Origin of the sequence: Aeromonas sp. FDAARGOS 1405 (assembly GCF_019048265.1) — a bacterium.
GTDB classification, from domain to species: Bacteria; Pseudomonadota; Gammaproteobacteria; order Enterobacterales; family Aeromonadaceae; genus Aeromonas; species Aeromonas veronii_A.
On the sequence record NZ_CP077311.1, the window covers coordinates 2,693,942 to 2,718,289 of the forward strand.

The window sequence follows — 24,348 nt, forward strand, 5'->3', positions numbered from 1 at the left end:
TATCCATTTTCTATTCACTTGATTAATGAGAGACACGCAAATGAGTGCAATCACCATCTATCACAACCCGGAATGTGGTACTTCCCGCAACACCCTGGAGCTGATCCGCAACAGCGGCGTGGAGCCCACTGTCATCCACTATCTGGAGACGCCCCCCTCCCGTGACCAGCTGGTGGCGCTGATCGCCGCTATGGGTATGCCGGTGCGCGATCTGCTACGCAAGAACGTGCCGCCTTACGAGGCGCTCGGGCTGGCGGAAGATCGTTTCAGCGATGATGAACTGATCGATGCCATGCTGGCCCACCCCATCCTCATCAACCGGCCTATCGTGGTCACCCCCCTCGGCACCAAACTGTGCCGCCCATCCGAGGTGGTGCTCGATATACTGCCCGATCAGCAAAAAGGGGCCTTCGCCAAGGAGGATGGCGAGCAGGTGGTGGATGCGAGCGGCAAGCGCCTCAAGTAATCGTCTGAACGCTCAAGTACGGATTGAAACAGGGCCAGCTTCACGCTGGCCCTGTTTCGTTGTGTGAACAAGTTGAAAAAGTTATTCCGGCCAATCGTTTTACCGCTTTTTCTGTGACGATGATCACTGTACCATCGCCGCCCGACCTGCCACCCGGCCGCATCTCCCCCTGCGACGGCGCTGGCGTCACCCGATACATGCTGTCACCCGGAACGTGAATGACCCCAGGATGGGACCCGCCACTAACCTGTAGGTTTGTGGTCTGCGTGTCGCGTGGGTCGGCACTTCTCCCGCCGGATCGCCCGCGACGCCTGTCTGCAGACTTGCCATATGAAACTCCTCTCTTCATAGGTGCAAGATGACACTGTTATTGAGTCTGGTCGGTATGCTGGCCCTGATGTTTATCGCCTGGCTGGCGAGTGAAAACCGCCGAGCCATCCGCTGGCGAACCGTGCTGGGTGCGCTCGCCCTGCAAACCGGTTTTGCTGCCCTGGTGCTCTATTTCCCCCCCGGACAAATCATGCTCGGTGCCATGAGCAATGGCGTCTCCGCCCTGCTCGGCTTTGCCGACAGCGGCATCCGCTTCGTGTTTGGCGATCTGGCCAGCAACGGCTTTATCTTTGCCGTGCGGGTGCTGCCGCTGGTGATCTTTATCAGCGCGCTGATCGCCGTGCTCTACCACTTTGGCATCATGCAGTGGGTGATCCGGGTATTGGGCGGCGCCATTCACCGTCTGCTCGGCACCAGCCGCGCCGAGTCACTGGTGGCCACCGGCAATATCTTCCTGTCGCAAGGGGAGTCGCCGCTGCTTATTCGCCCCTTCCTCGCCGGTATGACCCGCTCCGAACTCTTTGCGGTGATGACCTGCGGCATGGCCTCGGTGGCGGGCTCGGTGCTGGGCGGTTACGCCGGTCTGGGTGTGGATTTGAAATACCTGATTGCCGCCTCCTTTATGGCGGCGCCGGGTGGCCTGCTGATGGCCAAACTCTTGGTACCGGAACAGCAACAGGTGAGCGATCAGACCGAGATCACCCTCGACAAGAGTGACTACAGCAACGCCATTGACGCGCTGGCGGGCGGTGCCATGGGCGGCATGAAGATCGCCGTGGCCATCGGCACCATCTTGCTCGCCTTTGTCAGCGTGATCACCATGATCAACGCCGGTCTCACCACTGTCGGCGAGTGGTTCGGCTGGGCCGATCTCTCCCTGCAACAGCTGCTGGGTTATCTGTTTGCCCCGGTGGCCTGGCTGATTGGCGTGCCCACCAGTGAGATGATGGCGGCAGGCTCCCTGATTGGTCAGAAGGTGATCATGAACGAGTTCGTCGCCTATCTGGACTTTGCCAATATCAAGGCAGATCTGAGCGCCCACACCCAGATCATCATCACTTTCGCCCTCTGTGGTTTCGCCAATCTGGGCTCTATTGCGGTGCAGCTCGGCTCCATCGGCACCATGGCACCGGAGCGCCGCCACGATGTGGCCAATATGGGCTTCAAGGCGGTACTGGCGGCGACCCTCGCCAACCTGATGAGTGCCACCCTGGCCGGGATCTTTGTCTCGCTGGCCTGATAGCGTGAGGCAATAGCCGGCTAGCCGGCGGCTCAAACAAAAGACCCCCTCTTACCGCTGGGCAATAGGGGGTCTTTTTATTGGTTTCGCCGGTTGGGCAACTGCGCTGCCTGCCTTTGAAAATGGTAGTAGCACTGCTTAACGCCATTTCGGCGCAGTGCCAGATAATCCGGTTCGGCGATGAGATCTGCTCCAGCATGGGACTACGCCAAACCGGGTTACTGCGTATGCCTTTATCACCTTTTTGGCGGGGGACGTGGGCCTCGTTGCGTTTCGCGTAACGGGGCGGCAGCCGCTGCTACAGCGTGTCACCGTGCAGAATGAATAGTTTTTTAGATTGAATGTTGCATATTCAATCGATTATTTAGTTGGGCGTTTGGGGGATGAGTGGTGTCTGAATAGGGGAGCAGGTTGGCCAATGCGCCGTCAGCCAGTCTTTAAGCGGTCATACAAAGGAGACACTCTGATGGAAACACTTGACCTTAACATCGACACCATGCGCGAAGAGTTCCAGCTTCAGGAGCGCAAAAAAGCCCAAGAGAAGTGGCAAGCCCGAGTCGATGAGCTGCAACAGTTGCGGGGTGGGGAGAGACAACCGGAGGAGCAGGAAGAGTAGTGCTCGTTCCCGGGCGAAAGTTGAGGTAGCGAACGCTTTGTATCGGCTACCCGTGATCTGCCACCGATAAAAAAACCACCGACCTTTTGCAGGTAGGTGGTTTTTTTATGGATTGCGGTCGATTGGATGGCCTGACTTCCGGGCCGATCAATGGGAGCAAATCCAGGGGCGTAGGGATGCGACTAATTCGAATGGGTGACGGGCTTTTCGGAGAGCAACTCGTTAACGAGTCCTGCAGCCAGATGAATATTCGACTCCATCTTGTCGCCGTCCACCGCGTTCTCTTTCCACGATTCAGGGGCTTCGGGATGTGGCCCGGAAACGGCCACCTTGCCTTTCCCGTATGAGCTGATCAGCGCGGCAATCTGATGGTTTTGAAAATGGGCGATGACCTTGACCTGCTCGGGGCTTGGCACCGGCGTAAATTGCGGGCCGGCCTGGTAATACATCTGGCGCGCTTCACCAAGCCAGCTGATCGGGAAGATCCTGGCGCTAAAGTCGCCGTCATAATCATCGGATGTCGCAGGGACAAGGCCCAGCGCCGGCACAAAGCCTTCATCCTCAGACCAGCCGATAGATGCCACAAAGGCACCCCCACAGATCCCGAGGTAGCGGCCACCGCTTAGCAAATAGGTTTTTAATGCCGAGCGCGCGTCTGCGGTGAAGGCATTGAGGAGCGGCTCCACATCGTCCTCAGTGCCGCCAACGATAAATACCCTGGCATTATTGAGCTCTGCAGGCAGCTCCCCGATATTGGAGAGATACCTGACCGGCAAGCCCACCTGCCTGACCACATCCGCAATCGCCTTCGTGCTATCCCCATCAGAAACCGGCCCGTTATAGATCAGCGCGTACGGCTCTTTTTCGGGCTGCTCAGAGGCGGCCTCTGCCATGCATCCAGTCACTAACCAAAGGCTGATAACGCTCGCAATCAGCCTGATGCTTTTTGATACATTCATCGCTGCCACTATCCCTGTGATGTGAACCGAAGAGACTACTTATCACGATCCCGTTCTGCATGTCAGCCGCAGTTAAATGAACATTTCAAGTTAGCGCGCCAAAGCTGATTGGCGCTGCGTTTAGCTAACAGCGAACCAATACAGTGGGCACACTTCACCTTCACTTCACCGAGCGGGGATAAGGTAAGCTCACGTTTTCAGTTGGAGCTTTATCCTATGCCCACCATAGTTACCCACGCCGCCGTACCTCTCTGCCTTGGACTGGGGCTTGGCAGCCGGATTATCCCTCCACGCCTGCTGCTGGCCGGTGTCGCCATCGCCATGCTGCCCGATGCCGATGTGCTCGCCTTTAAACTGGGGGTCGCCTACGGCCATGTCTTTGGCCACCGCGGCTTTACCCACTCCCTGTTGTTCGCCTTTGCCCTGCCCACGCTGGCTGTGTTGTTTCACCGCCAATTTCGGGCGAGCGCCGCTACCGTCTGGTCATTTCTGCTGGTCTCTCTGCTCTCCCATAGCCTGCTCGATTCCCTCACCACCGGCGGCAAGGGGGTTGGCTGGCTCTGGCCGTGGCGTGACGAGCGTTTCTTCGCTCCCTGGCAGGTGATCCGGGTTGCCCCCTTCAAGCTGGAAGCCTATCTGACCGCCCGGGGTGAAGCGGTGATCCTCTCCGAGCTCTACTGGGTCTGGCTGCCGGGGGTTGTATTGATGCTGGCGCTGATGGGATGGCGGGTATTGGACAGGGGGAGGTAGTGGTGGGGTTGGCAAGGGTTGTTAGAAATATCGTGGCTGAGTAAAAATCAAACCTCGGTTACCCTTTATTTATGCTCTGGCGATGTAACTTGTTTTATAGAATGATGGGTGTCCCAAATTTATTGTTGCAATAGGTGTTTAATCTTCTGAGGCATAACGCCCGCTTAAGGCGGTTACAAAACTAAACCTAAACACAACAACTGTAATAGCCATGGTCTAATCGAACTGCTGAAAAAGCTATGCATTGGAAGTCACTCTTAAAGCATTTTTTATGCGGCTTTAATTCACTTTCCAAGCACCCATGTCACTATTTTTTCTTGGTATTCATTGTGTGAAAATTGAAACAAAGGGGCATTGTTACCTAGTGATAAAACAGAAGAAATAAAATAATCACCAGCAGCTACATCTTGAATGAGTTGAGTTAAGTGAGATTTAAATTCGCTTTCATTTATTTTTGTATCCAAGCATCCAGTTAGACCACTGGCTAAACTGTGAGCTATTTCATTTCTAGCCTTTTTCGCAGCAATGAGTATGTTTTTTACGTCATCATTAATTGGTAATGACTCTATGCTTTGATGTAGGGGTTGGTATTTATGCATTAACTCTATCACGTAACCCTCGAATTTCTGAAGATCAACCGCAGCCTGTACATTCGAATGTTTTAGTTTAAAGAATTTCGATGTATGGTCACATAAGAGATCAAAATGAGTTGCAACTATCAAGCAACGTCCGAGTATTGCATGTAGTTCTTGAGTGTTTTCTGTAATTTCAAAATCATCTAAAAAGATATCTGGATTCATAAATTATCTCTGACGCATAACGTTTTAATTAAGGGGGCCGTTAAGCGTCCCGTTTGAATGATGAGTTAGCCATTATGTTTTACTTTTCATCACTATTTTTAGAATCACGCCTCCTGATTCGAAGTGCAGTAATTGTAACCTGAAGTGCAACCACAACTGCTAGAAGTGCCCCCATAAGCGGGAAAAGCTTACTGAACATTGAAGTTATTGGTGAAGTTGTGACTGAATCGAAAATTTTACTGCCGATTAATGATGTTGCTAGAGCTGTAGACACACCAAGAAGAGTTGTAGCCATTATCATGGTAAGCTCTTTGCTCTTTTCATTCTTCAATGAGATCTCGCTTTTTCTTTCAACAATGCTTGCTAGTGAATCAAGAATTTTTCTCGCATCTTCTCTCCGCTCAGGTATCAACATTGCTTCAAGAGCGGTAATGATTTCATCTGGTTCTGTGTTCAATTCATTGAGACGAGTAGGCTCTCGATGCTCGCGTGTCTCACGTATTAGCTCTTCAATTTTTTCGGAATATTCCGACTTTTGCGGTATATCCAAATGTCTGCTTCGTTGTAAACGCAGGGCTACATCTTGAAGAAGTGAAATTGCAGTGCATGTTGGTCGTAATGCAACTGAGTGATCACGTTCAGACGCATGTATCAAATTTTCAATCACATGTTCCGATAGTCGCTGCTTATTAATTATATAACTTTCAACAACATCCAATAGCTCATATGTAGCGTGCTTCTTACGTTCAGCAGATGCAGATGCAGTATCTTTTTTCTGTAGTCGGTAAAAGATATATGCTACGACGATACCTATAAGGATAGACAGAATTGACAGCCAGTTACTTTCTAAGAATTGTTGCATTTCGTTCTCTCTTGCTTGTGGCTAATGTTTGGTTAAAGGGCGGCCAAAAGCGAATCTTGTATGTTGGGCTATAAATCGTAGGTTGGTGCTGAACGAAGTGAAGCCCAACGTTTACCGCGAATATATCTGAAAAGCTTTTGTACGGTTTTGCCACATCCTTGTTTATCCCGATCTGGTTGGCGCAATAATGCTCGCCTGTTGGGCTTCGCTACGCTCTGCGCCAACCTACAAAAAAACCACGCTACCGCCCCTGAGTTCCAGCTCCCAGTCCGCTGCTGTTAACCTGCGAGATTGCAACAATCGCTGTCATGGCGTTCTTCCGAGAGGTTGATTGTCGTTTGGCTATCTTAAGGGCGATGCTGATAGCTGAGAAGGGGGCTTTGGCGGGAATCTGTGTTGGATCAATAAATTAGTTATTAAGGCGTGCGCTATGTGAGCAACTCATTTGGTTGGGAATGCACAATTCCCCTCACCCCAGCCCTCTCCCGGAGGGAGAGGGGGCAACAGGTCGGGAGCCGCAAGCGGGTGCAAGCGACAAAGAGAAAGGGAGCCGGTCAGGCTCCCTTTGATGCAACGATGCAGTGATTGCCGCTATGCGTGATATCGATACATAAGCGGGCCACTCACGACCACCGGCCTTTGACCAATGCTGCCCCTTAGCGATTGGTCGCGGCCTTCATCCCTTCCACAAACTCTTTCAGACGAGTGAGCATATGCTCCGGGTTTTGGTGGTGGGTCTCGATGATCTTCACCACGGCGGAGCCGGAGATGGCACCGGCGGCGCCAGCGGCGATGGCTTCACGCACCTGAGCCGGTTCGCTGATGCCAAAGCCGAGCAGGGCGGGCGGGGCGTTGAACTCGCGCAGGGTATTGATCAGCCCCTCCACCGGCATGCCGGCCTTGGTCTCGGCACCGGTGACGCCGGCACGGCTCACCAGATAGGTGTAGCCATTGCCGAGCTCCGCCACCTGTTTCAGGGTCTCGGCATCGCCATTGGGAGGGGCGATAAAGATGCTGTCGATGCCGAACTTGTCGGCGGCCGCCTTGTAGGGGGCGCACATCTGCACCGGCACGTCGGCGACCAGCACTGAATCCACGCCCGCCTGCTGGCACTTCTCGTAAAAACCGTCAATTTTGCGCACATAGACCAGGTTGGCGTAGACCAAGAGGCCAATGGGCAGCTGCGGGTACTTGGCGCGGATGCGGCCAAGCAGCTCGAAGCAGTCGTCCGGGGTGGTGTGGCTGGCAAAGGCGCGCAGGGCGGCGCCCTGAATGGTGGGGCCATCCGCCACCGGATCGGAGAAGGGAATGCCGAGCTCGAGGGCATCGGCGCCCCCTGCGACCAGCGCATCGACGATGGCCAGTGACAATTCGGGGGTGGGGTCACCCAGCATCACGAACGGCACAAATGCGCCCTGATTGGCTTCATCCAGACGGGAGAAGAGTTGTGCGTAACGGTTCATGACAAGGTTCCTTCTTTCTCGATGCTTTCTGTTTCCAAGATGTCAGCCACGGTGAAGATATCTTTGTCGCCACGGCCGGAGAGGTTGACGATGAGCACCTGCTCTTTTTCCGGTTCACTGCGGGCCATCTTGAGGGCGTGGGCCAGCGCGTGGGAGGACTCCAGCGCCGGTATGATGCCTTCGGATTTGGCCAGCTCCTGGAAGGCGTCCAGCGCCTCCTTGTCGGTCACCGAGGGGTACTCGGCGCGGCCGATGGCGGCCAGGTGGGCGTGCTGCGGGCCGACGGAGGGGAAATCCAGCCCCGCCGAGACAGAGTAGGACTCCTGGATCTGGCCCTGATTGTCCTGCATCAGGTAGGAGTGCATGCCAAAGAAGACCCCCTTGCTGCCGTGACCGAGCGGCGCACCGTGCTCGCCACTCTCGATACCGTGACCACCCGGCTCGACGCCGATGAGGCGCACCGACGGCTCATCGATAAAGTCGGCAAACATGCCGATGGCGTTCGACCCGCCGCCGACGCAGGCGATCACCGCATCGGGCAGCCGCTCTTCCTTCTCGAAGCACTGGGCCTTGGCCTCTTCGCCGATCATCTTCTGGAACTCCCGCACGATAGTGGGGAAGGGGTGTGGGCCGGCGGCGGTGCCGAGCAGGTAGTGGGCCGACTCGTAGTTGGCGGCCCAGTCGCGCAGCGCCTCGTTGCAGGCATCTTTGAGGGTGCTGGAGCCTGAGTGCACCGGAATGACGGTGGCGCCCATCAGCTTCATGCGAAAGACGTTGGGCTTTTGGCGCTCGCAATCCTTGGCACCCATATAGACCCGGCACTTGAGGCCGAGCAGGGCGCAAGCCAGCGCAGTGGCCACGCCATGCTGACCAGCGCCGGTCTCGGCGATGATCTCGTTCTTGCCCATCCGCTTGGCCAGCAGCGCCTGACCCAGCACCTGGTTGGTCTTGTGGGCGCCGCCGTGCAGCAGATCTTCACGCTTCAGATAGAGTCGGGTCTTGGTGCCCTTGGTCAGATTGCGGGTCAGGGTGAGCGGAGTCGGGCGACCGGCATACTCGGTCAGCAGGGACTGAAACTCGGCGATAAAGGCCGGATCATCCTTGGCGTCGACAAAGGCTTTCTCCAGCTGGAGCAGGGCCGGGATAAGGATTTGGGGTACATACATACCGCCAAATTCACCGAAAAACGGGTTGAGCAGGGTCATGGCTTCTTCCTTGTATTAGCTAAATCGAAATATCAAAAAGGGTTGCGTTACAGGTTGCGCAGTGCGCCGAAGGCGGCTGCAATCTTGTGCGCATCCTTCTGGCCCGGGGCACTCTCCACCCCGGAGTTGAAATCAAGTCCGAGGCAGCCCACTTGCGCCGCCTGCAGGGCGTTGTCGGGATTAAGGCCGCCCGCCAGCATCAGCTTGGCTTTATCGAGCGTGGCCAGCAGGGCCCAGTCGAACGCCTGACCGGTACCGCCGCTCTGGCTGCCGACTTTGGTATCCAGCAGCAGCCGATCCGCCGGGTAGTCGAGGGCGGGCAGCGGCTCGCCGCTTGTGACTCCGATTGCTTTCCAGATCTGGCAGCCAGCGGGCAGCAGCGGCCGCAGTTCCTCGATATAGGCAGCATCCTCATCCCCATGCAGTTGCACCGCGGCGAGCCCCAGCGCATCCACCGTCTTGGCAATGGTGGCGGGCTGGGCGTTGCGAAATACCCCGACATAGGAGAGCGGTGCGCCCGCCATCACGGCGCGGGCGGCGGGGATGTCCACATAACGCGGGCTTTTCGCCACAAAGATAAGACCGCCAAACACCGCGCCCGCCTGATGGGCAGCGGCGGCATCCTCGGCGCGGGTGAGGCCGCACACCTTGTTTTGGCCCAGTACCAGCTTGCGCACTGCGGCTTCCAGATCCGGCTCGGCCATCAATGACGAGCCCACCAGAAAGCCCTTGGCGTAGTGGCGCAGATCCGCTACCTGGGCGCGATGGTTGATGCCGGACTCGCTGATCACTACCCGATCGCTCGGAATATCTTTGGCCAGTTGTTTGGTGCGGTTGAGATCGACGCTCAAGTCGCGCAGATCCCGGTTGTTGATGCCAATCACCGGCGCCCCCAGCGCGATGGCGCGGGTCAGCTCCTCCTCGTTGCTCACCTCAGTGAGTACGCCCAGCCCCAGTTCTTTGGCAACCGCGAACAGGGCACGATACCCCTCGTCGGTGAGCACCGAGAGCATCAGCAGGATGGCGTCCGCCTGATAGTGGCGGGCCAGATAGACCTGATAGGGGTCAATCATGAAATCCTTGCAGAGCACCGGCTGGCTGACGCGGCTGCGCACCCGCGGCAGGAAGGCGAAATCCCCCTGAAAGAACTTCTCGTCGGTCAGCACCGAGATGGCGGTGGCGTATTTGCCATAGATGTCGGCGATCGCCTCCGGGCTGAAGTCATCGCGGATCAAGCCCTTGGAGGGGGAGGCCTTCTTGCACTCCAGAATAAAGCGGGTGGAGCCCGCCTTGAGCGCCCCGACGAAATCCCGATCGCTCGGGGTCAGCGCGCTCTGGAAGCTCTCCAGCGGTTGGGCCAGCTTGCGGGCGGCAACCCACTCCTGTTTGGCCGCCACGATCTTGCCGAGAATGGTCTGGCTGATGGAGGCCATGTTCAGAAATGCATGGGGGGCAATAAGGTCTGACATCTCGTTATCCTTGCGAAACTGGCTCTTGCCCTGTGGGCGTTCTGAATGACTGCTGTGCGACATGGTGGCTGACATCATGCCTCCTGATTGCCCGCTTCCTTATGGCTTAAAGTGGCGAGCCGAGCGGCCAGATCCGCAGCCTTGCCGCTCGCCAGCACCGCCAGCACCTCGGCCGCCGCGCTCTTGAGATCGGTCGCCTTGCCCGCCATCAGCAGCAGCGGCGCCACATTGGCGGCGATGGCGGCGTTGTGGGCCGGGGTGCCACGCCCTTCCAGAATGGCGGCGGTGATGGCACGGTTCTCTTCCGGTTCCCCCCCCTGAATGGCGCTGACCGGATAGGTCTCCAGGCCAAAGTCAGCCGGGGTGATCATAAATTCGCGGATCTCGCCGTCACGGATCTGGGCCACCTGGGTCGGGCCGTGGATGGCGATTTCATCCAGCCCGGCGCCGTGCACCACCATACCGGTTTTCAGCCCCAGTGCCAGCAGGGTTTCTGCAATGGGGCGCACCAGCTCGGGGGCATAGACCCCCATCAGCTGATAGGTGGGGCGAGCGGGGTTGATAAGCGGCCCCAGCACGTTGAACAGGGTGCGGGTCTTGAGGGCCTGGCGCACCGGCATGGCGTGGCGCACCCCGGCGTGGTACTGGGGGGCGAACAGGAAGCAGATGCCGAGCTCGTCCAGACAGCGGCGCGCCTGTGCCGGGCTCATGTCGAGCTTGATGCCCATTTTGTCGAGCAGATCGCTCGAACCCGACTTGCTCGAGACCGAGCGGTTGCCGTGCTTGGCCACTTTCAGGCCGCAGGCGGCGGCGACCAGCGCCGAGGTGGTGGAGACGTTGATGGTGTTGAGGCCATCGCCACCGGTGCCGACGATGTCGCAAAACTCGTAATCCGGACGCGGGAAGTCGCGCGCTTCCGCCAAGAGCGCCTCGGCGGCGCCGGCGATCTCCTCCGGGGTCTCCCCCTTGATCTTGAGAGCGGTCAGGAGACTGGCGAGCACGATGGGGTCCACTTCGCCACGAACCACCTGGCCGAAGGCGTCGCGGGTACTTTCACGGCTCAGAGACTGACCCTGATAGAGGGTGTTGAGATGTTGATGCATGTTGGTCTCCTTACCTTAACGCACGCTGCTTTCTGGACGGGTGATATGGGCGAGCGCCTGAGTCAGCAGACGGGCCCCTTCCGAGGTCATGATGGATTCGGGATGGAACTGGAAGCCCAGTACCCGCTCATCCTGCTGCTCGATGGCCATGGGCATCCCCTGATAGTGGGCAATCACCGTCAGCTCTTCCGGTACATAGGTGGCGACCAGCGAGTGGTAGCGGGCCACCGGCAGCGGGCTCGGCAGACCGGCGAAGGCGCCGTGGCCGTTGTGCTCAATCAGGGAGCGCTTGCCGTGGACGATCTCGCCCGCCGCGCCGACGGTGCCACCGTAGGCTTCGCACAGGGCCTGATGGCCGAGACAGATACCGAGGATGGGCACCTGACCGCGGGCCAGTTTGATGAGGTCTATCAGGCAACCCGCCTCGTGGGGGGCACCCGGGCCCGGCGAGAGCACCAGCACGGCGTCCCCTTCGCAGGCGGCGAGCTCGCTCATGATGCGGCTCGCCGGCAGGCTGTTGCGGTAGATCCGCACCGGATAACCGAGGGAGCGGAACTGATCGACGAGGTTGTAGGTAAATGAGTCGAAGTTGTCGAGCAGGAAGATATTAGTCATGGCTCACGTCCTTATGTTGCTCCTGCTGGGCGCTCAGGGCTTGCAGAGAGGTGCCATGGCTGGCGGCGATGGCGGCCAGCACGGCGGCCGCCTTGGCGCGGGTTTCGTCTGCTTCGGCCTGGGGCTTGGAGTCATAGACCACCCCGGCACCGGCTTGCACGTGGGCCACGCCCTCTTTGACAAAGGCGGAGCGGATCACGATGCAGGTATCCATCTCGCCAGCGCCGTTGATGTAGCCGACCGCACCGCCGTAGCTGCCGCGGCGCTTGCCTTCCACCATGCGAATAAGCTCGCTGGCGCGGATTTTGGGGGCGCCTGTGAGGGTGCCCATGTTCATGCAGGCCTGATAGGCGTGCAGGGCGTCAAGATCGGAGCGCAGTGTGCCGACCACCTTGGAGACCAGGTGCATCACGTGGCTGTAGCGATCCACTTTCAGCAGCTCCTTGACGTAGCGGGTGCCCGGCTCCGAGATGCGGGCGATGTCGTTGCGCCCCAGATCCACCAGCATCAGGTGCTCGGCCACCTCTTTCTCGTCCTGACGCAGCTCCAGCTCGATACGACCATCGAGATCCCGGTTGATGCTGCCATCGGGGTTGAAGCCGCGGCGGCGGGTACCGGCGATGGGGTACATCTCCACATCGCGGCTGGCGGCGCAGAATTTCACCGCGCTCTCCGGCGAGGCGCCAAACAGGGTGAAGCCCTCATCCTGCACGTAGAACATGTAGGGGCTGGGGTTGGTCTGCTTGAGGCGGCGATAGGCGGCCAGCGGGCTCGGGCAGGGCAGGGTGAAGCAGCGGGACGGCACCACCTGAAAGATGTCGCCACGGCGGATAAAGCCCTTGAGCTTCTCTACCTCGGCGCAGAACTGTTTGTCGCTCTTGTCCACGCTCATGCCGCCGGTCAGGGGCTGGGTGGTCAGCTCGGCGCAGAGGGGTTGCTGGCAAATCTGTTTGAAGTCGGTGAGCCGTTCGGTCAGGCGGGTGTATCTGTTTTCCACCAGGCTCTCGTCGCTGTCGCCGCCGAAGATGCAGGCCAGCAGTTGAGTGGTGCGTTCGATATGGTCGATGGTGATCAGGGTCTCGGCCACGTAGAAGCAGTAGTCGGGGCAGCTGTTGCTCCCCTCCGGCACTTCAGGCAGCTCTTCAAATGAGGCGATGAGGTCATAGGCAAAGCTGCCCGCCATAAAGAGCGCTTCTTTGCCGAGCTGGCAATCAAGCTCCCGCTGCAGGGTGCGCAGCACGTCCAGCACGCTGCTCCCCTTGAGGCGGGAATCTTCGTCCAGCTCCCGATCGGAGGCCGGGAAGTCGAGTTGCAATTCGCCATCTACCAGCGAACGAGCCACCACCGCAGGCAGCCGCTCGGCCAGCAGGCTCTGCAACTGGGCTCCGTTGTCGTTCAGGCTGCGAACCCGCACGGTGCGGCCACGGCACTCGATGCGCAGGCAGGCATCGACCAGCAGCAGGCTCTGTTTGCCCGCCTTGGAGTCGATCTCCACCGATTCCAGCAGCAGGTTGTTGGGGCGACCCTGACAGAGGCGGGTATAGAGCGCCAGCGGGTCGGCCACATAGGGGGCGTTGAGCTTGAGGGTATCGAATTCACCCAGAGGAAGGCGATGTGTGGCTGTCATAGTGCGTTCCCTTGCGTGTGATGCGTGTTACCGATGTTCATGACGTTGAATTCCTTAGAAATTTAATTGGTCCGGGGTGGCTGGTTCAGGGGCGCCATCGCCAGGTCAGCTTGCTTGTCTGAATTCTCGGTTTCATCACAGGTCCATTTGCCGGATAATAAAAAAGCCCGCTGGGGTCAGCGGGCTTTTTCTTTGGGTTCTTAATTTGCTGTCAGATTACAGGTACAGCAACGACCACACGCCCGCATGTCAGGGAGTGTGCCACCACCAGATGGTCAGGATGGAAGTCGTTTGCATGATAAAGTCCTGTAAAAAGATGTTTGCAATGAAGTGCCTACAGAAGACGATAAAGCCGCGGCCAAGTCAAGTCGCTTTTTAGCCTTCTTTCACCGATTTGCCATGAATGGTGACCTGACCACGAGAGCGGAATAACCTGATGAGATTCGATCTTCACTGCCATACCACTGCCTCCGACGGGGTGCTGAGCCCCGCCGAACTGGTGCGTCGCGCTGCCGAAAAACAGGTCGAGGTGTTAGCAGTTACTGACCACGATACCCTCGCTGGGCTTGATGAGGTGCGCCGCACCATCGAAGCCGAGCAACTGCCGCTGCGATTGGTGAGCGGGGTCGAGATCTCCACCGGCTGGGAGCATCACGAAATTCATATCGTGGCGCTGGGGGTGGATGAAAACAATCCGCAGCTGACCGACTTTCTGGCCGGTCAGTTGGCCCGCCGTGAGGCGCGCGCGCTGGAAATCGGGCGTCGTCTGGAGAAGTGCCTCATCCCCGGCACCTATGAAGAGGCCAAGGCGCTCGCCGGTGATGCTGCCGTGACCCGCGCCCACTTTGCCAGGGTGCTGGTGGCGCGTGGGGTGGCCGACAACATGCAGAAGGTATTCAAAAAGTACCTGAGCCGTGGCAATAAAGGGTATGCCCCGGCCGAGTGGCCCGAGATGAGCGAAGCCATCGCTGCCATTCACGCCGCTGGCGGGCTGGCGGTGCTGGCCCACCCCAGCCGTTACGATCTCACCGCCAAGTGGATCAAGCGGCTGCTGGTGGCCTTCAAGGCGGCCGGTGGCGATGCCATGGAGGTCTCATTGCCCCAGCAGAGTCCGCAGGAGCGGGCCAATCTGGGCCAGTGGGCCAAGGATCACGACCTCTATATCTCGGTGGGATCGGATTTTCACTTCCCCTCCAACTGGACCGAGCTGGGCCGCCACCTCTGGCTGCCCAAAGAGGGGATGCCCATCTGGTTGGCCTATCCAAATCACTTTGGGCTCACCACCGAGCAACAAGCCGAGCTGCTGGCAAGCCGGTAACGGCGCCAGCGAAGCGGCCACAAACAGGTTCAAACAGGTTAAGGTAGTGTCATGGGTCTTTGACCCGTGACCATACGAGCGGGCAGGTATTGCTGCCCCCATTGCGAGAACAAGCTATGAGTCAGCATTTTTACGTACATCCGGAAAACCCCCAGGCCCGTCTGATCGGTCAGGCGGTACAGATCATCCAGAACGGCGGTGTGATCGTCTATCCGACCGACTCCGGTTATGCGCTGGGTTGCCAGATGGGTGACAAGGGCGCGCTGGAGCGCATCTGCCGCATCCGTCGTCTCGACGCTAACCACGACTTCACTCTGGTGTGTCGCGATCTCTCCGAGATCTCCACCTACGCCAAGGTCGACAACAGCGCGTTTCGCCTGATCAAGAACAACACCCCGGGCGCCTACACCTTCATCTTCAAGGCGACCAAAGAGGTGCCGCGCCGCCTGATGAACGAGAAGAAGAAGAGCATTGGCATCCGGGTGCCGGACAACAAGATTGCTCAGGCGCTCTTGGAAGCACTCGGCGAGCCGCTGCTCTCCACCACATTGATCCTGCCGGACTCCGAGATGGCCGAGTTCGACCCGGAAGAGATCTTCGACAAGCTGGGCAAGCAGATCGATCTGGTGGTCAACGGCGGCTATCTGGGCGAGCAGCCCACCACTGTGGTCGATTTCTCTGACGACGAGCCGGTATTGCGTCGTCGCGGCGCCGGAGACCCGACTCCGTTTGAGTGATGTCGCTGAACCGGTGACAGTCCCTTCCGCCGAGATGGGGACTGGCGCCGCGCTACCCATCGCGAAAGTCCTGGGGCAGCCCTATCACGAGCTGCCTCAGGACCTGTTCATCCCGCCCGATGCGCTGGAGGTGTTCCTCGATACCTTCGAGGGGCCGCTCGATCTGCTGCTCTACCTTATCCGGCGCCAGCAGCTCGATATTCTCAACCTGCCGATCCTGCAGATCACCGCCCAGTACATGGAGTACGTGGAGCTGATGCAGGGGCTCAACCTTGAGCTGGCGGCTGAATATCTGCTGATGGCGGCCTGGCTGGCGGAGATCAAATCCCGCCTGCTGCTGCCCAAGGCGCCGGAGCTGGAGGATGAAGAGGAGGGAGAAGACCCGCGGGTGACGCTTATTCGCCGCCTGCAGGAGTACGAGCGCTACAAGGTAGGGGCGGAGAGGGTCAATGAGCTGCCACGGGTGGAGCGGGAGATTTATATCGCCGCTGCCTTGCCCCCCGATTTTGGCGCCCTCAAGCCACTGGCGCCCGATGTTTCGCTGGTTGAGCTCGCCCTTTACATGCAAAGTGTGGTAAAACGCGCGACTCATTTCGAACATCACCAGATCCGCCGCGAACAGATCCCGACCCGGGTGCGCATGGCGGAGATCCTTGCCATGCTCACGCTGGGGCAGACCCTGCGCCTTGAGCAGGTGCTGCGTGCCGAAGAGGGGCGCATGGGGGTACTGGTGACGTTTCTGGCCCTGCTGGAGCTGTGCAAGGAGCAACTGATCTGGATCCTGCAGGCAGAACCACTCGGCCCAATCCATTTCGCATTGGCCGAGCAGAGCGAGGAGGGCAACCGTGGCGCTGCCCACTGAACGACTCAAGACCCTGATCGAAGCGGCGCTGTTTGTGGCCGGTCGCCCGCTCAATGTCAGCGAACTGAAAAGCAGCGTGCTGGCCGATTATCCGGTGACCAGTCGCTATGTTCAGCTGCTGTTGGCCGAGATCAGGCAAGATTACAGCTCGCGAGGCGTCGAGCTCAAAGAGGTCGCCTCCGGCTGGCGCTTTCAGGCGCGTCAGGAGTATGCCGAGGAGCTCTCGCGGCTCTGGAGCGAGCGGGCTCCGCGTTATTCGCGCGCCGTGATGGAGACGCTGACCCTGATCGCCTATCGTCAGCCCATCACCCGGGCCGAGATCGAAGCGATCCGCGGGGTGGCGGTGTCGAGCCAGATAGTGAATACCCTGAAAGAGCGTGGCTGGGTGCGCAGCATAGGCCACAAAGAGGTGGCCGGTCGCCCCGAACTGCTCGCCACCACCAGAGAGTTTCTGGATTACTTTAATCTGCAGAGTCTGGAGCAGCTCCCCGAGCTGGATCCGGAGCTGCAACCCCTGTTGCCCTCTGCGGTGGACGGGGAGAGCGATGCCCGGTGAATGGTGCCCAAGTGTGCCGATTTCACCGAGATATACATTTTTCAACTGTGGCGAGAGCTCCAACCGGCGTTTGTTACAGTTAACCCCGTTGCCCCTTTTACTAGTGGGCAGCGATCAACAATCAGGTAACCCCGATGAGTGAAAAACTGCAAAAAGTGTTGGCCCGCGCGGGTCACGGCTCCCGTCGTGAGATGGAGGCCCTGATCACCGCAGGTCGGGTCAGTGTGGATGGCAAGGTCGCCACACTGGGGGATCGCGTCGAAGTGAACGCCGTGATCCGGGTGGATGGTCACCAGGTCAAGACCCGTGCCGCAGAGGAAGTGATCTGCCGCGTACTGGCTTACCACAAGCCGGAAGGGGAGATGTGTACCCGTCACGATCCGGAAGGTCGTCCCACCGTGTTTGATCGTCTGCCCAAGATGGAAGGTGCCCGCTGGATCGCGGTCGGCCGCCTCGACGTCAACACCTCCGGTCTGCTGCTGTTCACCACCGATGGTGAGCTGGCCAACCGCCTGATGCACCCGAGCCACGAAGTGGAGCGGGAATACGCGGTACGTGTCTTTGGCGAGATCACCGAAGCCATGCTGCAGCGTCTGCGCAAGGGCGTGCAGCTGGAAGATGGCACCGCCAAGTTCAACAAGATCAAACCTGCTGGCGGTGAGGGGCTGAACCAGTGGTTCAACGTCACCCTGACCGAAGGTCGCAACCGTGAAGTGCGCCGCCTGTGGGAATCCCAGGATGTGCAGGTGAGCCGCCTGATGCGGATCCGCTACGGCGACGTCAAGCTGGATCGCGGCATCCCGCGCGGCGGCTGGCAAGAGCTGAAATTGCCGGAAGTGAACTACCTGCGCGGTCTTGTCAACCTGCCACCGGAGACCGAATCCAAAGTCGATCTGCAGCAGGATGGCAAAACCAGCCGTCACAAGCAGGCCGCCCAGATCCGTCGCGCCGTGCAGCGTCACAAAGAGATGCAGGGCAAAGAGCCGCGCGCTCGCGCCACCACCGCCCGTCGCAAGCCGCAAGCCTCTACCCGCAACTCCGGTACCGGCAGCAAGTAAGCCGACAACCCGTTGCGAACTGTGTGCCGTCAAATAGCGCACAGTCGGCCAAGCAAAGGCCCGCACCAACTGTTGCGGGCCTTTTTTGTCAGCGCGTTGCCTGGCGGCAATATTATTGGACCTGTGCCACTGCTTCACGAGTGAGTCGGCCGATCTCTTCCCACTGTTTCTCTGCGATCAGTTTCTTGTCGACCATCCAGGAACCACCACACGCAATGACCCGCGGGATCGCCAGATATTCATTGATATTGTGAGTCGAGATCCCGCCGGTGGGCATCAGCGTGATCTGGGTATAAGGTGCCAGCAGCGCCTTGATCATCGCGCTACCACCTGATGCTTCGGCCGGGAAGAACTTCAGCGTCGTCAGCCCCATCTCCAGCGCCGCTTCAATGGTGCTGGGATTATTGACTCCAGGGATGATCGGGATGTTCAGCTCCTGACAGGCCTTGACGGTGTTCGGGTTAAAGCCGGGGGAGACGATAAAGGTGGCCCCTGCCTCTTTGGCTGCGATCACCTGCTCGCGGTTGAGCACAGTGCCCGCGCCAATCAGCATCTCAGGTTGGCTCTGGCGCAGCAGCCGGATCGCCTCGACCGCGGCAGCGGAGCGGAAGGTGATCTCGGCAACCGGCAGGCCGTTATTGGCCAGTGCCGCCCCCAGTGGAATGATATCTTCAGCCTGCTCGATGGCGATCACCGGGATCACTTTCAGGGCTTGCAGTTGTTCAGTAATGGATGACATTTGGTTGACCTCGTTTAGTGTGATGCCGGTTTGATGAAGCTGTCGGTGACACTGCGGGTTGCACTTTCCGGAATAATTGCCCCCTTGTGCTGAATGACTATCCCCGCCAGTCGGTGGCCCATGCGGGCGCACTCGTCGATCGCCCGTCCTTGCAGGTAGCCAGCCAGAAAACCGGCATTGAAGGAGTCACCGGCCGAGGTGGTATCCACCACCTTGCTGACCGCTTGGGTAGGGATAGTGATGGCAGGTTCCCCGGTTTGCAGGGCCTGGTAACAGCAGCCAGCCGCCCCCTGTTTGACTACCGCCTGCTGCACCCCGGCCGCCTTGAGGCGCTGCAGGGTCCGGGTCACATCCTCGTCCCCCCACAGGGCCTGCTCATCGTCGTCGGTGACCAGAGCCAGCGTAGTGATGGCCAGCAGTTGCTGGTAACAGGCCCGGGCGTCGGCCGGACTCTGCCACAGGGCGGGACGATAGTTGCTGTCAAAGATGATCGCCACGTCCGCCCGGTGCAGTTCAGCCAGCCACAGCAGCAGCGCCTGCCGATCTGCCGCGGGCAGGATCGCCAGCGAAATACCGCTGAGATAGAGCGCATCCACGTCGCTGACGGCCTGCTTGAGCTGTGGCAACTGCGGATGCTGCATCAGGTAACGGGCAGCCGAATCGTTGCGCCAGTAGAGGAAGGTGCGCTCGCCGTGCTCATCAAGCTGGATAAGATAGAGGCCGGGATGGCGCTGTTGGTCGATGAACACCGCGCTGGTGTCGATCCCGGCCTGTTGCCAGCGCGCGATGATTTGCTGGCTGAGAGGATCCTGGCCCATGGCGGTCAGATAACTCACCTGGATATCGGTGGGTTGGGAGGCACGCGCGAGATAGATGGCGGTATTGAGGGTATCGCCCCCGAATGATTGCTGCATGTCGCCAAAAGGCGTGCCATTGAGCTCAATCATGCACTCCCCGAGCAGGGCAATCCGTTTCATCCCCGGGCTCCTGGCAGCTGAAAGTAGCGGGTTGCATTGTGATAGCAAATATCCTGGATCATTTTCCCGGACAGCTGCAGATCACTGGGGATTTCGCCCTGCTCGATCCAGCGCCCCACCATGTCGCACAAAATACGGCGGAAATACTCGTGGCGAGTGTAGGAGAGGAAGCTGCGGGAGTCGGTCAACATGCCGACAAACTGGCTGAGCAGGCCGAGTTGAGAGAGCTGCTCCAGCTGGCGCTGCATACCATCTTTCTGATCGTTGAACCACCAGCCAGAGCCGAACTGGATCTTGCCTGCAATACCTCCCCCCTGGAAGTTGCCCGCCATGGTTGCCAGCACCTCGTTATCACGAGGGTTAAGGCAATAGAGGATGGTCTTGGGCAGCTCATCGGTTTGATCCATCTCATCCAGCAGATGAGCAAGCTCCCAGGCAAACGGCTTGTCTCCGATAGAATCAAAGCCACAGTCTGCGCCAAGCAGAGTGAACATGCGGCTGTTGTTATTACGTTGAGCGCCCAGATGCAACTGCATCACCCAGCCTCGCTTGGCGTATTGACGGCCGAGCCATACCTGAACGGCAGTGGAGAAGGCTGCAATCTGCGATCCGTCCAGCACCTCTCCGGCCAGTCGGCGCTGGAGCAGTTGAGTCAGGGTCGCATCGGAGGGAACTGGTGCATAACGCACTACTTCGATACCGTGATCCGCTGCGCGGCAGCCATGTTGGGCGAAGTGTTCAAGGCGTCGTTCCAGCGCGGTCAGTAAGTCGGCAAAGGTAGCAATGTCGACATCGGCGGCGGCTCCCAATGCCTCAATGTAGTCAGCAAAACCGGCTTGCTCGATCTTGAATACCTTGTCGGGGCGCCAGCTGGGGAGCACCTCGATAGCAAAACCGGGGTCCTCGGCAATCTGGCGATGATAGATAAGTGAATCCACCGGATCATCTGTGGTACCGACCATTCGGACATTCATCTGCTGCATCAACCCGCGGGCGGAAAAGGCCTGGGTGGCGAGCAGTTCGTTGCAGTGATCCCATACCTTGTCGGCGGTGTTTGGCGCCAGGGTGATACCCTCCAGACCGAAGGGGCGGCGCAGTTCGAGATGGGTCCAGTGATAGAGAGGGTTACCCAGCGTTTGCGGGACTGTCTGTGCCCACGCATTGAACTTGTCACGACTGCTGCTGTTTTTTCCGGTGATCAGTGCCTCCGGGATACCGGCGCTGCGCATGGCTCGCCATTTGTAATGGTCCCCCTCCAGCCAGATCTGGCCCAGATCATCGAATCGGCGATCTTCGGCGATCTCCCGTGGATTGAGATGGCAGTGGTAGTCATAGATAGGCATATCAGCGGCATAGTCATGGTAGAGATGACGTGCCGCATCGCTGTTCAAAAGAAAATCCTTACACAGGAAAGACTTCATATTCATTTCTCCCTTGGCTCTGTCATTGCCAGATATGGTGATTAGAGCGCAGCGACGCAGTGACGGGCACCGTGGTCAAGCAGTCCTTGATAGGCCCGAGTGACCGCATCGACAAAAGCACCCTGTTGCGGCAGTTCCGGGCCAAAGATGGCCTCAATGGCCAGCAACGGTTTGACCACGTTGCAACTGAGGCCGTGCTCTGCATAGATCGCCTGGAAGCGGGGTAGCAGGGGATCCCTGACATCGATCACCTCACCGTTTTCTCCCTCACCGCTGACATAACGCATCCATCCGGCGATGCCCAATGCCAGATGCCGGTAATCACTGCCGTTCTTCAGATGGAAGAGGACGGAGTCGACCATGCGTTGTGGCAGCTTTTGACTGCCATCCATGGCGATTTGCCAGGTCTGGTGTTTGAGCGAGGGGTTGGTGAAACGGGCGATCAGTTGTTGGGCATAGCCCTCGAGATCAGTTCCAACAGGCATGTTCAGGGTTGGCGCCTGTTCATTGAGCATCAGATCAAGTGCTGCCTGGCGGTAGGCCGGATTGGTCATGGTGTCTGCGATATGGGCATAGCTGCCGAGGTAGCCGAGATAGGCGAGAAATGAGTGGCTGCCGTTCAGCATGCGCAATTTCATCTCTTCAAAGGGCACGACATTGCTGACAAATTCGGCACCGGCCAGATCCCAGTCCGGTCGGCCATTGACGAAATTATCTTCAATCACCCATTGCCGGAATGGCTCGCAGGCAATACCACAGGGGTCAGCCACACCAATGGCCTGCTCAATCTCGGCCAGCGTCTCCGGGGTGGCTGCAGGTACGATGCGGTCGACCATGGTGCAAGGAAAGGTGACCTGCTCACGGATCCAGGATGCCAGCTCTCCATCGAGCAGTTCGGCAAATCCCAGAATGGACTGACGTGCAACATGACCATTTTCCTGCACGTTGTCGCAAGACATGACAGTAAAGGGAGGGAGGCAACGCTCTTTGCGCAGGCGCAGGGCGGCAACGATGCAGCCGATGGCGGAAGTGGGGGCATCAGGGTGCAGCAAGTCGTGCTGGATCAACGGATTCTGCGGGTTGAACTGCCCGGTGGCTGGGTCTGCACAATAGCCTTTTTCAGTGATCGTCATGGATACAATGGCGACTTGCGGTTCTGCCATCTTCTCTAGGATGGCGGACATGCCATCAAAGGTGGGATGCAGTGACTCCACCACAGAACCAATCACTTTGGGGTGTACGCTCTCGGCCCCCTTCTCCAGCACGGTGTAGAGGTGGTCTTGTGCTCTGAGCGAACGGATCAGCTCCTCTCCACCGAACAGGTTGACCTCGCAGATCCCCCAGTCACCTCCGCCAGCTGCGAGCGTCTCATGGGTAATCAAGGCTTGGTGGGCTCGATGAAACGCGCCGAAGCCGATATGAACTATCCGGTTTCGCAGTGCTGCTCGCGGATAGGGGCTCAACATCAATTCACTCAGCTTGTTCTTCATCTTTTCTTGCCTCGATTTATAAATTTTTGCACATCACCAGAGTCGCAGGTTGGCGCCACAGGCGTCAGCCAACCGTTGTGTGTCGTGACATGACTTGTGTGGGTAACTGGGATATCAGCCTCTGCATGCTATCTCCAGGTCAGCCATAAGTCTATTTTGGTTGACCAAATTGATCTTTTTTTGAGATCGAGATCAACCAAATGAGTTAAGTTGGTTGATCTATGGCTGTCACCTCAAGATGATGGCCGCACATCGCAGTAGTCAATATGCCTTGATGTGGCCTGACTCATTTAAATTGGTGGTTGAAGGATTCATTATGAGCATCAAAGTTAAAAACTTGAGGTGGTATATCATCGCCTTGGTTTGTCTTGGCACAATAGTCAACTATTTATCCCGCAGCTCATTGAGTGTTGCCGCACCTCAAGTAATGAGTGAGCTGAATTTTACAGAAAAAGAATATTCATGGATCGTAAGTGCATTTCAGATATGTTACACAATTGCACAGCCGATTGCTGGTTATATAATCGATATGATTGGTTTGAAAGTAGGCTTTTTTATTTTTGCAGTCGCTTGGTCTCTATTTAATATGGCGCATGCATTTGCTGGCGGCTGGATTAGTTTGGCGGTATTGCGTGGCGGCATGGGGTTGACGGAGGCTGCGGCTATTCCAGCAGGGATGAAAGCCAGTGCCGAATGGTTTCCAGCCAAGGAGCGTGGCATTGCCGGTGGATTGTTTAACGCTGGTACCTCAGTCGGAGCCATGCTTGCTCCTCCGTTGGTAGTCTGGGCAATGCTAACCTTTGAAAGCAGTGGGTTAGGCACTGAAATGGCATTCATAATCACCGGAGGTGTGGGGATCCTCTTTGCGATCACTTGGTTTCTTGTATATCGCTCCCCCAGAAAACATAAATGGATTTCCCAGAACGAGCTGACATATATAGAAGAGGGGCAAGAGAAACATCTCACAGCCAATGAGGGTAAGCCTGAAATAAAAGAAATTATCAAACAGCGTAATTTTTGGGGCTTGGCAATAGCAAGGTTTCTAGCAGATCCAGCTTGGGGAACGCTCAGTTTTTGGATGCCTCTATACTTGACTTCGGTAATGCATCTTCCTCTTAAAGAAATTGCCATGTTTGCCTGGTTACCATTTCTTGCTGCTGATTTCGGATGTATTGCGGGTGGATTTATTGCAAAGTTTTTCATGGAAAAACTTAATATGACAACACTGAATGCGCGGCGAGCTACTTTCACCATTGGGGCGATACTTATGTTGGCAATTGGCTTTGTCAGTATTATTAAGGATCCCTACGTGGCGATTGCCTTGATGAGTATCGGTGGATTTGCTCACCAGACGTTGTCAACCGTGGTTATTACCATGTCGGCAGACCTTTTCAAAAAGAATGAAGTGGCGACAGTCGTTGGCCTTGCGGGTTCGGCAGCCTGGATTGGCCAGCTATCGTTCACTCTGGTGATGGGGGCCTTGGTGGCAATTATTGGCTATGGGCCTTTCTTCATTAGCCTCAGTGTCTTTGACTTGGTGGGTGCCGTTGTGCTGTGGGTATTGCTAAAAGAGCCGGCAGCCCAGAGGTTGACTCATCTTCACATGGAGAAGGCTGCAACAACGCTCTCATAAGCATGTCAGAGGGTCACCAAGGTGTTGATACTGGATATCATGATTACTTTGG

Annotated in this window: 23 protein-coding genes; 10 read left to right on the forward strand and 13 right to left on the reverse strand. The window is 57.7% G+C overall.

The window, feature by feature from the left end:
- The first annotated feature begins 40 nt into the window (after positions 1 to 40).
- The 3 genes from arsC to I6L35_RS12715 all read left to right on the forward strand — a co-directional run bounded on the left by arsC (position 41) and on the right by I6L35_RS12715 (position 2,652).
- Positions 41 to 466 (forward strand): glutaredoxin-dependent arsenate reductase, encoded by a 426-nt coding sequence (arsC, locus tag I6L35_RS12705; RefSeq protein ID WP_042054966.1) that lies wholly within the window; start codon positions 41 to 43, stop codon positions 464 to 466.
- A 358-nt stretch (positions 467 to 824) separates the two neighbouring features.
- Positions 825 to 2,036 (forward strand): NupC/NupG family nucleoside CNT transporter, encoded by a 1,212-nt coding sequence (locus I6L35_RS12710; RefSeq protein WP_216978349.1) that lies wholly within the window; start codon positions 825 to 827, stop codon positions 2,034 to 2,036.
- Positions 2,037 to 2,502: 466 nt separating this feature from the next.
- A complete protein-coding gene (locus tag I6L35_RS12715) occupies positions 2,503 to 2,652 on the forward strand; it encodes a hypothetical protein (protein WP_005347375.1) in 150 nt (49 codons plus the stop codon).
- A 182-nt stretch (positions 2,653 to 2,834) separates the two neighbouring features.
- Here I6L35_RS12715 and I6L35_RS12720 read toward each other — a convergent pair whose 3' ends face one another.
- Positions 2,835 to 3,611 carry a BPL-N domain-containing protein gene (locus tag I6L35_RS12720; protein WP_216978350.1) on the reverse strand — a complete coding sequence of 259 codons (777 nt, stop codon included), beginning with the start codon at positions 3,609 to 3,611 and terminating at the stop codon, positions 2,835 to 2,837.
- Between the two features lie 216 nt (positions 3,612 to 3,827).
- Here I6L35_RS12720 and I6L35_RS12725 point away from each other — a divergent pair, with 216 nt between their 5' ends.
- Positions 3,828 to 4,361: a metal-dependent hydrolase gene (locus I6L35_RS12725; protein WP_216978351.1), complete on the forward strand. Its 534-nt coding sequence runs from the start codon at positions 3,828 to 3,830 to the stop codon at positions 4,359 to 4,361.
- 284 nt (positions 4,362 to 4,645) lie between these two features.
- Here I6L35_RS12725 and I6L35_RS12730 read toward each other — a convergent pair whose 3' ends face one another.
- The 8 genes from I6L35_RS12730 to I6L35_RS12765 form a co-directional block, all read right to left on the reverse strand.
- Positions 4,646 to 5,161 (reverse strand): hypothetical protein, encoded by a 516-nt coding sequence (locus tag I6L35_RS12730; protein ID WP_216978352.1) that lies wholly within the window; start codon positions 5,159 to 5,161, stop codon positions 4,646 to 4,648.
- A 79-nt stretch (positions 5,162 to 5,240) separates the two neighbouring features.
- Positions 5,241 to 6,023 carry a hypothetical protein gene (locus I6L35_RS12735; protein ID WP_216978353.1) on the reverse strand — a complete coding sequence of 261 codons (783 nt, stop codon included), beginning with the start codon at positions 6,021 to 6,023 and terminating at the stop codon, positions 5,241 to 5,243.
- Between the two features lie 656 nt (positions 6,024 to 6,679).
- Positions 6,680 to 7,486, reverse strand: coding sequence for a tryptophan synthase subunit alpha (trpA, locus tag I6L35_RS12740; RefSeq protein WP_005350211.1), 807 nt, complete (start codon positions 7,484 to 7,486; stop codon positions 6,680 to 6,682).
- The gene (trpB, locus tag I6L35_RS12745) at positions 7,483 to 8,691 is read right to left on the reverse strand and encodes a tryptophan synthase subunit beta (RefSeq protein WP_216978354.1); all 1,209 of its coding nucleotides are present in this window, start codon (positions 8,689 to 8,691) and stop codon (positions 7,483 to 7,485) included. The genes trpA and trpB overlap by 4 nt, the downstream gene beginning before the upstream one ends.
- Before the next feature lie 47 nt (positions 8,692 to 8,738).
- Entirely contained in the window at positions 8,739 to 10,235 is a 1,497-nt protein-coding gene (trpCF, locus tag I6L35_RS12750; RefSeq protein WP_216980282.1) for a bifunctional indole-3-glycerol-phosphate synthase TrpC/phosphoribosylanthranilate isomerase TrpF, read from the reverse strand.
- A complete protein-coding gene (gene trpD, locus I6L35_RS12755; protein ID WP_216978355.1) occupies positions 10,235 to 11,263 on the reverse strand; it encodes an anthranilate phosphoribosyltransferase in 1,029 nt (342 codons plus the stop codon). The genes trpCF and trpD overlap by 1 nt, the downstream gene beginning before the upstream one ends.
- 15 nt (positions 11,264 to 11,278) lie before the next feature.
- Entirely contained in the window at positions 11,279 to 11,878 is a 600-nt protein-coding gene (locus I6L35_RS12760; protein WP_216978356.1) for an aminodeoxychorismate/anthranilate synthase component II, read from the reverse strand.
- A complete protein-coding gene (locus tag I6L35_RS12765; protein WP_216978357.1) occupies positions 11,871 to 13,505 on the reverse strand; it encodes an anthranilate synthase component 1 in 1,635 nt (544 codons plus the stop codon). Before I6L35_RS12765 ends, I6L35_RS12760 begins: the two co-directional genes overlap by 8 nt.
- Before the next feature lie 436 nt (positions 13,506 to 13,941).
- Here I6L35_RS12765 and I6L35_RS12770 point away from each other — a divergent pair, with 436 nt between their 5' ends.
- The 5 genes from I6L35_RS12770 to rluB all read left to right on the forward strand — a co-directional run bounded on the left by I6L35_RS12770 (position 13,942) and on the right by rluB (position 18,036).
- A complete protein-coding gene (locus I6L35_RS12770) occupies positions 13,942 to 14,823 on the forward strand; it encodes a PHP domain-containing protein (RefSeq protein WP_100646425.1) in 882 nt (293 codons plus the stop codon).
- 116 nt (positions 14,824 to 14,939) lie between these two features.
- Positions 14,940 to 15,560 carry an L-threonylcarbamoyladenylate synthase gene (locus I6L35_RS12775; protein ID WP_005338129.1) on the forward strand — a complete coding sequence of 207 codons (621 nt, stop codon included), beginning with the start codon at positions 14,940 to 14,942 and terminating at the stop codon, positions 15,558 to 15,560.
- Complete coding sequence (locus I6L35_RS12780) at positions 15,553 to 16,422, forward strand: ScpA family protein (protein ID WP_199765725.1); 870 nt, start codon at positions 15,553 to 15,555, stop codon at positions 16,420 to 16,422. The genes I6L35_RS12775 and I6L35_RS12780 overlap by 8 nt, the downstream gene beginning before the upstream one ends.
- Complete coding sequence (gene scpB, locus I6L35_RS12785; protein ID WP_005350230.1) at positions 16,406 to 16,978, forward strand: SMC-Scp complex subunit ScpB; 573 nt, start codon at positions 16,406 to 16,408, stop codon at positions 16,976 to 16,978. The genes I6L35_RS12780 and scpB overlap by 17 nt, the downstream gene beginning before the upstream one ends.
- A gap of 134 nt (positions 16,979 to 17,112) precedes the next feature.
- Positions 17,113 to 18,036: a 23S rRNA pseudouridine(2605) synthase RluB gene (rluB, locus tag I6L35_RS12790; protein ID WP_216978358.1), complete on the forward strand. Its 924-nt coding sequence runs from the start codon at positions 17,113 to 17,115 to the stop codon at positions 18,034 to 18,036.
- A gap of 112 nt (positions 18,037 to 18,148) precedes the next feature.
- On the opposite strand, the gene I6L35_RS12795 is transcribed toward rluB, so the two are convergent.
- From I6L35_RS12795 to I6L35_RS12810, 4 genes are all read right to left on the reverse strand, one after another.
- Entirely contained in the window at positions 18,149 to 18,775 is a 627-nt protein-coding gene (locus I6L35_RS12795) for a bifunctional 4-hydroxy-2-oxoglutarate aldolase/2-dehydro-3-deoxy-phosphogluconate aldolase (RefSeq protein WP_216978359.1), read from the reverse strand.
- 14 nt (positions 18,776 to 18,789) lie between these two features.
- Entirely contained in the window at positions 18,790 to 19,752 is a 963-nt protein-coding gene (locus I6L35_RS12800) for a sugar kinase (protein WP_216978360.1), read from the reverse strand.
- Positions 19,749 to 21,143: a glucuronate isomerase gene (uxaC, locus tag I6L35_RS12805; RefSeq protein WP_254204440.1), complete on the reverse strand. Its 1,395-nt coding sequence runs from the start codon at positions 21,141 to 21,143 to the stop codon at positions 19,749 to 19,751. The genes I6L35_RS12800 and uxaC overlap by 4 nt, the downstream gene beginning before the upstream one ends.
- A 71-nt stretch (positions 21,144 to 21,214) precedes the next feature.
- Entirely contained in the window at positions 21,215 to 22,663 is a 1,449-nt protein-coding gene (locus tag I6L35_RS12810) for a fructuronate reductase (RefSeq protein WP_216978362.1), read from the reverse strand.
- Positions 22,664 to 22,979: 316 nt separating this feature from the next.
- On the opposite strand from I6L35_RS12810, the gene I6L35_RS12815 reads away from it, so the two are divergent.
- Complete coding sequence (locus I6L35_RS12815; protein ID WP_005347334.1) at positions 22,980 to 24,296, forward strand: MFS transporter; 1,317 nt, start codon at positions 22,980 to 22,982, stop codon at positions 24,294 to 24,296.
- Positions 24,297 to 24,348: the final 52 nt, after the last annotated feature.